The 12,837-nt window shown below is 61.8% G+C and carries 11 protein-coding genes; 4 read left to right on the top strand and 7 right to left on the bottom strand.

Annotated elements, in window-relative coordinates; all coding sequences use genetic code 11:
• Positions 1 to 10 precede the first annotated feature (10 nt).
• Positions 11 to 2,176: a TonB-dependent receptor gene (locus tag ACP7BX_RS23160; RefSeq protein WP_426127665.1), complete on the top strand. Its 2,166-nt coding sequence runs from the start codon at positions 11 to 13 to the stop codon at positions 2,174 to 2,176.
• A gap of 4 nt (positions 2,177 to 2,180) precedes the next feature.
• Here ACP7BX_RS23160 and ACP7BX_RS23155 read toward each other — a convergent pair whose 3' ends face one another.
• On the bottom strand, positions 2,181 to 3,863 hold the full coding sequence (locus ACP7BX_RS23155) for an AMP-binding protein (protein ID WP_426127667.1): 1,683 nt from the start codon (positions 3,861 to 3,863) through the stop codon (positions 2,181 to 2,183).
• 273 nt (positions 3,864 to 4,136) lie between these two features.
• On the opposite strand from ACP7BX_RS23155, the gene ACP7BX_RS23150 reads away from it, so the two are divergent.
• Positions 4,137 to 4,913 (top strand): ABC transporter substrate-binding protein, encoded by a 777-nt coding sequence (locus ACP7BX_RS23150; RefSeq protein WP_033903099.1) that lies wholly within the window; start codon positions 4,137 to 4,139, stop codon positions 4,911 to 4,913.
• 150 nt (positions 4,914 to 5,063) lie between these two features.
• Here the strand turns inward: ACP7BX_RS23150 and ACP7BX_RS23145 are convergent, their stop codons facing one another.
• The 5 genes from ACP7BX_RS23145 to ACP7BX_RS23125 all read right to left on the bottom strand — a co-directional run bounded on the left by ACP7BX_RS23145 (position 5,064) and on the right by ACP7BX_RS23125 (position 9,186).
• On the bottom strand, positions 5,064 to 5,690 hold the full coding sequence (locus ACP7BX_RS23145; RefSeq protein WP_016978348.1) for a helix-turn-helix transcriptional regulator: 627 nt from the start codon (positions 5,688 to 5,690) through the stop codon (positions 5,064 to 5,066).
• On the bottom strand, positions 5,690 to 6,823 hold the full coding sequence (locus ACP7BX_RS23140; protein WP_426127670.1) for an NAD(P)/FAD-dependent oxidoreductase: 1,134 nt from the start codon (positions 6,821 to 6,823) through the stop codon (positions 5,690 to 5,692). The genes ACP7BX_RS23145 and ACP7BX_RS23140 overlap by 1 nt, the downstream gene beginning before the upstream one ends.
• Entirely contained in the window at positions 6,820 to 7,764 is a 945-nt protein-coding gene (locus tag ACP7BX_RS23135; RefSeq protein ID WP_314527799.1) for an ornithine cyclodeaminase family protein, read from the bottom strand. The genes ACP7BX_RS23140 and ACP7BX_RS23135 overlap by 4 nt, the downstream gene beginning before the upstream one ends.
• An 84-nt stretch (positions 7,765 to 7,848) precedes the next feature.
• Positions 7,849 to 8,112 carry a hypothetical protein gene (locus tag ACP7BX_RS23130; protein ID WP_218174485.1) on the bottom strand — a complete coding sequence of 88 codons (264 nt, stop codon included), beginning with the start codon at positions 8,110 to 8,112 and terminating at the stop codon, positions 7,849 to 7,851.
• A gap of 132 nt (positions 8,113 to 8,244) precedes the next feature.
• A complete protein-coding gene (locus ACP7BX_RS23125) occupies positions 8,245 to 9,186 on the bottom strand; it encodes a LysR family transcriptional regulator (RefSeq protein ID WP_426127673.1) in 942 nt (313 codons plus the stop codon).
• Between the two features lie 109 nt (positions 9,187 to 9,295).
• Between ACP7BX_RS23125 and ACP7BX_RS23120 the strand changes: the two genes are divergently transcribed.
• Positions 9,296 to 10,795 (top strand): CoA-acylating methylmalonate-semialdehyde dehydrogenase, encoded by a 1,500-nt coding sequence (locus ACP7BX_RS23120; RefSeq protein WP_038844213.1) that lies wholly within the window; start codon positions 9,296 to 9,298, stop codon positions 10,793 to 10,795.
• Between the two features lie 246 nt (positions 10,796 to 11,041).
• Entirely contained in the window at positions 11,042 to 11,362 is a 321-nt protein-coding gene (locus ACP7BX_RS23115) for a hypothetical protein (protein WP_051422265.1), read from the top strand.
• Positions 11,363 to 11,386: 24 nt separating this feature from the next.
• Here the strand turns inward: ACP7BX_RS23115 and ACP7BX_RS23110 are convergent, their stop codons facing one another.
• On the bottom strand, positions 11,387 to 12,802 hold the full coding sequence (locus ACP7BX_RS23110) for an MFS transporter (RefSeq protein WP_426127676.1): 1,416 nt from the start codon (positions 12,800 to 12,802) through the stop codon (positions 11,387 to 11,389).
• Positions 12,803 to 12,837 lie beyond the last annotated feature (35 nt).

Below are 12,837 nucleotides of genomic sequence, written 5' to 3'. Positions count from 1 at the left end.
CCCTGATGCCATGCCCGTTGCCAGCCGGTTAACCCTCGCTGTCCGTACTGCCCTGATGCTCGCCGCCGCCAGTACCAACACCTGGGCTGCCACCCAGGCGTCGAGCGACGACAGCGCGCAAAGCCTGACCCTTGACGCGACGAACGTCAACGCCGTTTACCACGGCCCCACCGACTTGCCCGAGGTGCTCGCCGGTGGCCAGGTCGCCCGTGGCGCGCGTTTGGGCATGCTGGGCAACAAGGACGTGATGGACACGCCGTTCAGCGTCACCAGCTACACCGCCAAGACCCTGGCCGACCTGCAAACGGTGACCGTGGCCGATGCGTTGGAGCGGGATCCTTCGGTGCGCTCAACCGGCCAGACTGGCGGTATCGTCGACTCGTTTTTCATCCGGGGCTTTGCCATCGGCGAGGGCAACCTGGGCGAGCTGGCCTACGATGGCGTGTACGGCGTGGCACCCAACTACCGGGCGTTTACCGAGTACGCTGAGCGCGTTGAAGTACTCAAGGGACCGGGCGCGTTGATGTACGGGATTTCACCGAACAGCGGCGTCGGCGGGGTGATCAACATCGTGCCCAAACGCCCGCTGGACCAGGATCTGACGCGCTTCACCGGCAGCTACGCTTCGGACACACAAGTGGGCGGTCACCTGGATATCAGCCGGCGTTTCGGTGACGAAAACCAGTTTGGCGTGCGCTTCAACGGCAGCCTGCAGGGCGGCGATACCGCCGTGGACAACCAGAACCGCGACGTCGGCATCGGCGCCATTGCCCTGGATTATCGCGGCGAACGCCTGCGCCTGAACCTCGACTACATCAGCCAGAAGGAAAGCTGGGAGGGCGCCTCGCGGCCCTTCACCCTTGCGCCAGGAGTGGAAGTGCCGTCCGCGCCGAATGGCCGCACCAGCCTGCCGCAGAAATGGGGCTGGTCCGACACCAAGGAGCAATCGGCCTTGCTCGGCGGCGAATACGACCTCAACGACAACCTGACCGTGTTCGCCCATGCCGGTGGCGGCAAGTCGGATGTGAAGCGCATGTCCGACCAGGTGCCGCGCATCCTCAACGAGGCCGGCGATACCAGCAATATTCCGGGGTACTACAAATTCAACGTCGACCGCTCGACCGCTGACGTGGGCTTGCGCGGGCTGTTCGCCACGGGGCCGGTGACCCATACCACCACATTGATGGCGACCCGTTACCAAGATGAACTGTCACGGGGCATCACCAACGGCACGGAGATCCGCTCCAATATCTACCACCCGGTGGACACGCCCAAACAATCGATCAACACGCCGAAGGTGCTGCGCATCTCCGAATCGGAACTGTCCGGCGTGGCGCTGACCGACACCTTGGGGATTCTGGATGACCGTATCCAACTGACGTTGGGCGTGCGCCGCCAAGACATCGAGTCGCGCAACTACAGTGCCAACGGCGTGGTCAGCTCGCGCTACAAAGACAACGCCACCACGCCGTTGGTGGGGGTGGTGGTCAAGCCCTGGGAGGATGTGTCGCTCTACTACAACTACGTTGAAGGCCTAAGCAAAGGTGATATCGCCCCCGGTACCGCGGCCAATGCCGGCGAGACGTTTGCACCCTATGAATCCAAGCAACATGAAGTGGGCGTGAAGTACGAACACGGCACCTTCATGACCACTGTGGCGCTGTTCCAGATCGAGAAGCCCAGCGGCGAACTGGGCGCCAATGGTGTGTATTCAGTGCAGGCCGAACAGCGTAACCGTGGCCTCGAACTGAGCATGTTCGGCGAAGTGGCGCCCGGCACCCGTTTGATGGGCGGCGTGACCTTCCTCGACGGTGAGCTGACCCAGTCCGCGACCGCCGCCAACCGTGGCAACAAACCGGTGGGCGTGCCGGATATCCAGGCCAACCTCTGGGCCGAGTGGGACACACCGTGGCTGGAAGGCTTTACCCTCACCGGCGGTGCGATCTACACCGACAGCCAGTACGTCAACCAGGCCAATACACAGGAACTCGATTCGTGGACGCGCATCGATGCCGGCGCGCGCTATGCGACCAAGATCGAAGGCCGGCCAACCACCTTCCGCGCGACCGTGCAGAACGTGTTTGACCGTGAGTACTGGTCGGGTGTTGCGTCGTATGGCGCGTTTTCGCCGGGCTATCCGCGCACCTTGCAGCTGTCGGCCACGGTGGACTTCTGACCGGTCAGGCAAAGTCCTCTTCGAAATACTCCTGTTCACCCCGCGTGTCGCTTTGGCGCCGCACTACCTCCATCTGCCGCAGTTCCACGCGGCGGATTTTTCCGGAGATGGTCTTGGGCAGTTCGGTGACGAATTCGATACGTCGCACTCGCTTGTAAGGGGCGAGGTTTTCGCGGGCGAAGGCGAGGATGTGCCGGGCCAGTTCATGGCTGCCCGGTTCGTCGTGGGCCAGGATCAGAAACGCCTTGGGCACCGCCAAGCGTAACGGGTCGGGACTCGGCACCACGGCCACTTCCATGACCGCCGGGTGTTCGATCAAGGCGCTTTCCAGTTCGAACGGGCTGATACGGTAGTCGGAGGCCTTGAACACATCGTCGGCGCGACCGACGAAGGTGATGTAGCCGTCGGCGTCGATCTGCGCGGTGTCGCCGGTGCGGTAGTAGCCGTCACGCATGACCTCGGCGGTTTTCTCCGGGCTGTCTTCATAGCAGAGCATCAGGCCGAGCGGGCGCACGTCGAGGGGCAGGGCGACTTCGCCTTCGTTGCCGGGAATGCCGTCCGGGTCGAGCAGCGCAACCTGATAACCCGGCAACGGGCGACCCATGGAACCGGGCTTGAGCAACTGGCCGGGCGTGTTGCCGACCAGCGCGGTGGTTTCCGATTGGCCGAAGCCATCACGCAACGGCAGGCCCCAGGCATGCTGGATCTGTTCGATGATTTCCGGGTTCAGCGGCTCGCCGGCGCCGACCAGTTCGCGCAGGCTCAAGCGTGATTTGTAGCTGGCGAGGTCCTCCTGGATCAGCATGCGCCATACCGTGGGCGGCGCGCACAGGCTGGTCACACCGTAGCGTTCCAAGGCACTGAGCAGGGCCGGCGCGCTGAACCGTGCGACGTTATGGATAAAGATGCACGCGCCGGCGTTCCACGGGGCGAACAGGCAACTCCAGGCATGTTTGGCCCAGCCCGGTGACGAGATATTCAGGTGCAGGTCGCCCGGTTGCAGGCCGATCCAGTACATGGTCGACAGGTGGCCCACCGGATAGCTCTGGTGGCTGTGCAGCACCATCTTCGGCTTGGACGTGGTGCCGGACGTGAAGTACAGCAACATCGGGTCGGTGGCCAGGGTGCGGCCTTCGGCCTCGAACTGTTCGGGGTGTTCAAAGGCCGCGTTGTGCGCGACCCAGCCGGCAGGCGCAGCCCCCACGCAGACGCGGCTGCAACCGTCCGCCAGCCCCGCGAACTTGTGCACGTGCGCTTCACCCACCACCAGGTGACGAACCTGCCCGCGCTCGATGCGGTCGCACAGGTCATCGGGGTTCAGCAACGCTGTGGCGGGGATAACCACGGCGCCGAGCTTGAACGCGGCGAGCATGGTGTCCCACAACGCCACGTCATTGCCGAGCATCAGCAGCACGCGATCACCCCGGCGCACGCCGAGGGCGCGCAGGTGGTTGGCCACCTGGTTGGAGCGCGTCGCCAGTTGCTGGAAGCTGTAGCGTTGCTCGCTGCCGTCTTCCTCGACGATCCACAGCGCATCCGCCGCATTGCCCTCGGCCATCGCGTCGAAATAGTCCAGGGCCCAGTTGAATTCGCCCAGTTGCGGCCAGCGGAAATCCCGTACGGCGGTGGCGTAGTCGGTGCGGTGAGCGAGCAGAAAATCCCGAGCGGCCAGGAAGGGCTGGGTCATGGTGGCTGTCCTTAATTATTGTTGTGGGACGTTCCCTCGGCTGAACCGAGAGGTTGGATCGAGAGGCTGGACCGAGTATAGGCACGCAGAAATCAGAGCAGAACGCTCAAAAACACCAGTGCGTTGTGCAAAAAAGTCATGGGTATTGCACCTTCATGCAGCGTGATTGACGATCAAGACGTAAAAGTCCAGTATGGAATTATAAGTACAAAAAATAGCTTCATCTCTTTCTTCAGGCTTGCCAAACCAACAACAACTTGCGAGAACACCCCCATGAAGAAGCGCTCCCTCATCACCGCCCTGACCTTGGGCCTGCTTGCCTCCAGCCATGTGATGGCTGCCGAGAAAACCCTGCGCATTGGCATCGAGGCTGCTTACCCACCGTTCGCGTCCAAGACGCAGGAAGGCAAGATCGTCGGTTTCGACTACGACATCGGCAATGCGCTGTGCGCGCAGATGAAGGTCAAGTGTGTGTGGGTAGAAGGTGAGTTCGACGGTCTGATTCCTTCACTCAAGGTGAAGAAAATCGACATGGCCCTGTCGTCCATGACCATCAACGAAGACCGCAAGAAGTCGGTGGATTTCACCCACAAGTACTACTTCACCTCATCGCGTTTGGTGATGAAGGACGGCGCCGTGGTGGATGACCAATACGCCAGCCTCAAGGGCAAGACCATCGGCGTGCAGCGCGCCACCACCACCGACCGGTATGCCACCGAGGTGTTCGAGCCCAAGGGCATCAACGTCAAGCGCTACAGCAATAACGAAGAGATCTACATGGACCTGGCGGCCGGCCGCCTGGATGCGATCTTTGCCGACACCATTCCCCTGAACGACTTCTTGCAGATGCCGCGCGGCAAGGGTTACGCGTTTGTCGGCCCGGAACTCAAGGACCCGAAATACGTGGGTGAGGGCGCCGGGATTGCGGTGCGCAAGGGCAATACGGCGTTGGTGGGCGAGTTGAATGCGGCCATCGATGGCATTCGTGCCAGTGGTGAGTATCAGAAGATTTCGCAGCAGTACTTCAAGTCCGACATCTACGGCGATTGATTCGGGTGAGCAGGCAAGCCTAGGCACTGTAAATCAATTGTGGGAGCTGGCTTGCCTGCGATGGCATCGACGGGGTCGGCCTGATACACCGAGGTGCCTGCATCGCAGGCAAGCCAGCTCCCACACAAGCCAGGTCCCACATGGGGTTGCTCAGCCCTTCAGTTCTTTCAAATGCTTGTAGACCGTCGCCCGCCCCATGCCCAGCACATTGGCCACATAGTTCGACGCGCTCTTGCCCTTGAACGCCCCTTCGGCGTGCAGCGCCAGCACCAGCTCGCGCTTGTGGTCACGGGTCAGCAGGTTCAGGCTCAACTGGCGCTCGCGCATCCACGCATGCAGGAAGGTATTGATGCGCTCCTGCCAGTCATCGCGAAACAGCGAGTCCGGTTGCGGGATCAGTTTGCTCGGAGACAGGAACAGGTCCAGCGCCGCCTTGGCGTTTTCGAACAATGAAATATTCAGGTTGATGCACAGCACCGCCAGGCGACGACCTTTGTGGTCGTGCAGCACGGTGCTCAGGCTGCGGATTTTCTGGCCGTCCCAGTTGAGCTTTTCGTACGGGCCGATGTTCACTTCGCTGACGTCAGCGTCGAGCATGTCCTCCAGCGCCGAGTCATCGCCGATGCTGCGCTTGGACAGGTTGTTGGCGATGTAATCGACTTTTTGCGAGCGCAGGTCGTGCAGCACCGCTTCGGCGTGGGGGAAGAACAGCGTGGCGATGGCGTCGGCCATCGCGCGGAAGTTCTGCATGACCTTGTCTTGTTCAGCGGTGTTCATCAATGGGGCTCCAGGCGGGCAGGGGAGAGCATACCAGCGTCGAGGCCGAACCGCGTCAGTGCCTCCGGCAGCGGCGCACCGCGTACCAGGGCTGCGCTGGCCTGGCCCATGGCCGGTGAGGTCTGGATGCCATAGCCGCCTTGTGCCGCGACCCAAAACAGGCCCGGTATCATCGGGTCAAACCCCGAGAGCAAATCACCGTCGTGCACAAAACTGCGCAGGCCGGCCCAGGTGCGGGTCGGGCGGCGGATGGTCAGGGTGGTGGCTTCTTCGATCTGGTAGATGCCCATGGCGATGTCCAGTTCTTCGGGCTGGATATCCTGGGGCTCGACCGGGTCGGCGTTGGCCGGTGAGCCGAGGAACATGCCGGCGTCGGGTTTCATGTAGAAAGATTCGTCCAGCGCCACCAGCATTGGCCAGTGGTGGCTGTCGACGCTTTCGGGGCCGGCGAAGATGAACGCCGAGCGCCGCTTGGGCTGCAAGCCGATGGACGCGGCGCCGGCGAGCCCGCCGATGTGGTCGGCCCAGGCGCCGGCGGCGTTGATGATGACGGGCGCGGTGCAGGTTGAATCCTGGGTTTGCACGTGCCAGATACCGTCAGCATCGCGGCTCAAGCCGAGCACATGACTGTCGGTGCGCACTTCGCCGCCGTTGCGACGGATGCCACGCAGGTAGCCCTGATGCAGGGCGTCGGTGTCGATGTCGCTGGCGGTGGGGTCATACAGCGCACCGTGGACTTTTTCGCGGCGCAAGATCGGCAACTTCCCACAGGCTTGGTCGGCGCTGAGCAATTGCACCTGCGCCACAGTGGCCTTGGCGCTCAGGTATTGAGCGTTCAACTCGGCCGCATCGCCGATGAAATCCACCGTCAGTTCGCCACGTGGCGTCAGCAGTGGGTGTTCGCAGAAACCGCTGGGCGGATGGTCGAAAAACTCACGGCTGGCCAGGGTCAGCGCCCGCACCTGCGGGGTGCCATAGGCGGCGGTATACAGCGCCGCTGAACGCCCGGTGGAGTGATAGGCCGGGTGGCTTTCGCGCTCCAGCACCAACACCCTGCCGTGCTGCGATAACCAGAAACCCGTGGACGCGCCGGCAATGCCGCCGCCGATGATGATGAAGTCTGCGTGGCTCATAACTGTCTCCAGAGGGCATTGGCCAGGGCGATGTCTTCCAGGCCCAGGCCGATGGAGCGGAAGAACACGTGGCGGTCGTAGGTCGGGCGCTGTACCTGTTCGCTGAGCAATTCGGGTAGGTCACCGACTACGGTGCGTGGGTCCCAAGCGTGTTGTTCGGCGGCGATCAGCATTTCGCCGGCCGCGCCAGGGGTGGTGCGGCGATAGTCGCAGAATACCTGCATCGTGTTGAGGCTGTGTGGCGGCACTTCATGGGCGCGCGGGGCGTTGGTGCTGATCGAGGTGATCAGCGCCGGTTTGCTCAAGTGCGTCGGGTCGAGCACCGGCCCGGCCGACGACGTGCACAGTAGGATCACGTCGGCGCCTTCCACTGCCGCCTCGCAACTGTTGGCGATGACCACACGTGGGTCCAGGTCCTTGAGCTGCGCGATGACCTCGGCGGATGCATTGGCCAGGCTGGGCGAATACACGTTGATGCTCTGCCAATCCCTGAAACCTTTCACATACTGCAGGTGCGCCTGGGCCACCTTGCCACTGCCGATGATCGCCAATCGTCGCGCTGCCAAAGGCGCCAATGCATCCACCGCCAGTGCAGTCGTTGCCGCAGTACGCGCCGTAGTCAGTTCACCTGCATCGCACAACAGCAATGGTTGGCCGGTCTGCATCGACATCAGCAAGGTCCAGGCCGTCACCAGCGGGCCTTGTTCACGCACGATGTAGGGCGAAGTCTTGACCCCGTACACCCCATCCTCGGCCAGCACGCCCAGATAGTTGATAAAGTCACCCGCCGCCTGCGGGAACTCCACCAACTGCTGCGCCGGCTGCACCGCTTGCCCGGTCGCCAGGTCACGAAACAGTTTGCGCAGGATCAGCGGTACATCAATTTGACCGAGCAGCTCGCGGGCTTGGGCCTGATGGATCACATGAGGTGTGCTGGACATCGGTGTCTCCGCATATAAACTAATTTGTCCATTATGGACTTTTAGTTCTGCTGAGCAATATCCCGCGAGAAAAAAGCTGGCGTCTCACTTGCCCAGGTTCTGATTCATCAGATTACCCAGTACCGGCCCTTGGCTTGCTGTTTGCCACGCATGGAAATTCTCGCAGCCTTCCACGTTTGCCTCGGCAATGTTGCTGCGCGGATCGCAGATCATCGACCAGCGTTGCTGCAACGAAGGGTATTTGATGAAGTCAGCCCGCGTGGGCGGTTGGCAGCCGAGCAAGGCAATGGCGGACATCACCGCAGCGGTGGTTTGAAAGGCGGTGGAGGGGACGATGTTCCAGTTCATGATGATCAACACTCCCTAAGGGGAGCCCTTGAGATGACGCTGCCACGGCCTGGAGTGTTGTGGCCGCAAGAGAATGCTACGGCCCAATTGGTTCCTCAAAAAGATCCACTTAGTGCTAATTTGGTCGGGCCATTAATGGGCCGTGTATCGAAACCCACCGGACAGTTTGCCCTTCAAATAACTGACCAACGCACTCACCGCCTTCGGCACATGCGGCGAATACGGCCGGATCAGGTAGATCTCATCGGCAAACGCGCCTTTGAGCGTCCAGCCCTTAAGCACCTGCACCAACGTGCCATTGGATAGCGCGGCGTGGGCGCTGAAGTCCGGAAGCAGAGCGATGCCCAGATGATTGAGCGCCGAATCGCGCAGGGCTTCGCTGTTGTTAGTGGCGAAGCTGCCGGCAATGGGCACGGTGAGGCGTTCGACGTTTTTTGTGCCGCGCTCGAATGTCCAGGCGGGCTGGTCGGTGCCGCGCGGGTAGAACAGGCAGTTGTGCGCGGACAAGTCGCCAGGTTCGCTCGGCTCGCCGTGGCGTTGCAGGTAATCCTGGGTGGCGACCAGTACCGAGCCGGTGTCACACAGCTTCCAGGCCACATGGGTTTCCGGCACTTGGAAACCGTGGCGCACGGCCAGGTCGTAGCCTTCGGCGGCCAGTGAACTCAGGGCGTCCGATACGTCCAGTTGGATACGCACCTGCGGGTACTGCTGCAAGAACTCAGACAGATGCGGCACCAGTTGCTGACGGGCAAACGCCACAGGTGCCGTCAGCCGCACCAGCCCGCGAATCTCCCCGACCGAGTCGCGCACCGACGAAAAGCTGCGGGCTATCTGTTCATAAGCACTGCGCACTTCGCGGGTCAACGACAGCCCCGCATCGGTCAGCCGCACACTGCGCGTGGTGCGCGTTACCAGCCGCGTGCCGGTGGCCTTTTCCAGGTCGGAAATACGCTGGCTCACGGCGGACTTGCTCACGCCCAGGCGTGCGGCGGCGGCGGTGTAGGTGCCTTGTTCTTCCAGCACTGACAGCCAGTGGATGTGAGTCCAAAGCCCTTCGATTTCAGCCTTTTCCATGAGTAGATTGTTCGCGTATGTGGACAATAAGTTCTGGATTCTGCTCTGGTTTGGAACAAAGCGAAAGCCTATCGTGATCCCCAACGCTACCCACCTGGGATCTACTGCCATGACAACGACAATCGAGCATTACATCAACGACCAACGCGTGTCCCGCGATGATCGCTATCAGGACGTCTTCAACCCCGCCACCGGCGAAAAGACCGGCCGCGTCGCCCTGGCCAGCCGCCAGACCGTGTCCGAAGCCGTTGCCGCCGCCCAAGCCGCGTTTGCCGGTTGGGCCGATACCCCGCCGATCCGCCGCGCCCGCGTGCTGTTCGAATACCTGCACCTGCTGCGTGAACGCAAGGACGACCTGGCGCGCATCATTGTCGCTGAGCACGGCAAGGTCTTCACCGACGCCCAGGGCGAAGTCGACCGGGGCATCGACATTCTCGAGTTCGCCTGTGGCATTCCCAACCTGCTCAAGGGTGAGCATTCCGACCAGGTTTCCCGTGGCATGGACAACTGGACGATGCGCCAGCCATTGGGGGTTGTGGCCGGTGTCACGCCGTTCAACTTCCCGGTGATGGTGCCGATGTGGATGTACCCGATCGCCATCGCGGCGGGCAACACCTTCATCCTCAAGCCAAGCCCGACCGACCCAAGCGCCTCGCTGTTCATGGCCGAACTGCTGCGTGAAGCCGGCCTGCCCAAAGGCGTGTTCAACGTGGTGCAGGGCGACAAGGAGTCGGTGGATGCGCTGATCGAACACCCGGACGTCAAGGCCGTGAGCTTTGTCGGCTCCACGCCGATTGCCCAATACATCTACGAAACCGGCGCCCGCAACGGTAAACGCGTGCAAGGCCTGGGTGGCGCAAAAAACCACATGGTGGTGATGCCCGACGCCGATATCGAAAAAACCGTCGACGCCCTGATGGGCGCCGCCTACGGCAGTGCTGGCGAGCGCTGCATGGCGATTTCCGTCGCCGTGCTGGTAGGCGATGTGGGCGATAAAGTCATCGCCGCCCTGACTGAACGCGCCAAGCAACTGCGCATCACCGACGGCCGTGATTTGAAAGCCGAGATGGGCCCGATTGTGTCTCGCGCAGCGTTGGAGCGTATCAGCGGCTACATCGAGCAAGGCGTACAGGCCGGTGCCCAATTGCTGCTGGATGGGCGTGACTACGTGCCTACTGAAGCAGGCCTGGAAAATGGCTTCTGGCTGGGCGCGACGCTGTTCGACCATGTGACCCAAGAAATGAGCATCTACCGCGAAGAAATCTTCGGTCCGGTGCTGGCCTGCGTGCGTGTGAATGACTTTGCCGAGGCGATCAAGTTGGTCAACGATCACGAGTTCGGCAACGGCGTCAGCTGCTTCACCCGTGACGGCAACATCGCCCGTGAATTTGCGCGGCGGATTGAGGTGGGCATGGTCGGCATCAACGTGCCAATCCCGGTGCCGATGGCCTGGCATGGCTTCGGTGGCTGGAAGAAGAGCCTGTTTGGCGACATGCACGCGTATGGCACCGAGGGCGTGCGCTTCTACACCAAGCAGAAGTCGATCATGCAGCGCTGGTCGGAGAGCATCGAGCAAGGCGCCGAATTCGCCATGCCCGTCTCCAAATAACTCAAGCCAGTACGCGGTCAACTGTGGGAGCGGGCTTGCCCGCGATAGCGGAGTGTCAGTCAACCTTTTGGGTTCTGATACACCGAAATCGCAGGCAAGCCAGCTCCCACATTGGCGTCAGGAACGGGCACACGTCTTGACTTCGCTTGCTCTACTCAGAGGAACTTGGCACGCTCACCCAGCGAGCGAACACAGTCAAGTCAATCAATAGGGAAATGCTCGGTTGAGAACGCTTTGAAAACAATCATGGGTATCGCCTTGTTGGCCACGTTGCTGGCGGGCTGTGCGCCGTCTCACTCGGCATGGACGGGCGTCAGGAATGCGTTTGTCGGCACGCGCTTTGATGCCCACCTCTATGACGATTGCAGCCGCGGCTGTGGCGATTCCTATTGGTCCCCGGTCAATAAGAAAAAGGTCTATGACCAGGTTGTGAAGGAGGGCGACAGCCAGCGCTACTTCGTGACCTGGATCCGCGACTGTCGATACTCCGTGCTCGTCTCGGGTGAAGGCATTATCCAGTCGTGGCGCTATGAGAATGAAGACCGTAGCAGCTGTTACATTTTTTAGTCGGCTGTCAAGAATCAGCGGCCGCTAACCGATCGGTTGAACGACCCGCCTGGCAATCAGAATACCCATCACCGGCGCCAGCGCAAACACCCCGAACAACCACACCGCAGCGCTTGCTGTGCCTTCAATGCCGCCGGGTTCAGTCAGACCCGCGATGTTCGCTACCATGCCCGCCAGTGCTGCGCCAAACGCGGTGGCGAACAGTTGCACCGTGGTAATCGACGCAGAGGCCAGGTCCTGTTCACCGTCGGGGGCCACCTGGAATACCCGGGTCAGCAAGTGCGGCCAGGCCAGGCCCACCCCCAGGCCGATCAGGGTAAGGGCCAGGCAAATCGGCGTAAGCGTCTGCGCACCGCCATTGCTTTCGCGAGGCATTAAAAGAGCCAGCGCCAGCATGCCGACAACACCCAGGATCGGCCCGGCCAGGATCGCGCGACGAACATTCGCGCCTGTCATTCCCGCGCTGGCGATTGACCCCAGCGTCCAGCCGGCCGCCATCAGTGCTGCCAGATAACCGGCCACCAGCGGTGACTGGTGGTGCAGGACTTGAAGAAACAGCGGTACAAAGATTTCGCCACTGGTCACAGCGACCGCCAACAACGACATCGTGGCGTACAGCGCGCCAAGCGCGGTGGTGAGTCGAAAGGCTCCAGCGGGCAGCAGTCGATGGCGGGATCGGCTTTCTGTGAAGATCAGCAGCGCCGTGAACATTGCTGCCGCTGCGAGCCCCAACAGGTTCAGGGGCAGGGTGGAAGAGACACTTCCGGCCGACACCGCCAGTACCGCTGCCGTCAGCAGCCACAACTGAGTGAGCGGCAACGGTGTGGGTTCAACGCTCTCTGTGCTGCGCCTGGGCAGTACGGTTGCGGCCAGCACGGCGAACAACCCGGCCACCGGAATCAACGACCAGAATGCCGCCCGCCAGATGCCCAGTTCGGCAAACACGCCGCCCACCGCTGGCCCGACCAGCGTCGCAACGCCCCACATCCCCGAGACCAACGCCATTGCGCGTGGCCACAAGGGTTCGTCGAATACCAGACGAATCATCGCGTAGGACAGCGCAAACAGGAACCCTCCGCCCAGGCCCTGTACCAGCCGTCCGACCAGCATCACCGGCATGGAAGGCGCAAACGCGCACGCTAAGGCTCCGCCGGCGAACACCAGGCTGGCAACCAGATAAGCACCACGCGGCCCCAGGCGGCCAAGCAAACGCGCGGACAACGCTGAACCGAGGATCGAGGCGGCGACAAACAGCGTGGTATTCCATGCGTAGTAGTCGATGCCGCCGATATCCTTGACCACTGACGGCAGAATCGTGGTGGCGATGTAGACGTTGATCGCATGCAGCACCACGCCGCCTGCCAGGGCCAGTGACCGTACGCCATTTGCACCGGACAGCAAGGCGGCCCAGTTGGAGGGAGAGGTTTGCGTTGTGTTCATGGAGACTCCATGTCAAAGGAATGAAGGCTTGCCAG

Origin of the sequence: Pseudomonas sp. DWP3-1-3b3 (genome assembly GCF_049896305.1) — a bacterium.
In the GTDB taxonomy this organism is placed as follows: domain Bacteria; phylum Pseudomonadota; class Gammaproteobacteria; order Pseudomonadales; family Pseudomonadaceae; genus Aquipseudomonas; species Aquipseudomonas azotoformans_A.
The sequence above is the reverse complement of the archived record's forward strand: the minus strand, read 5'-3'. Positions and strand labels throughout refer to the sequence as shown.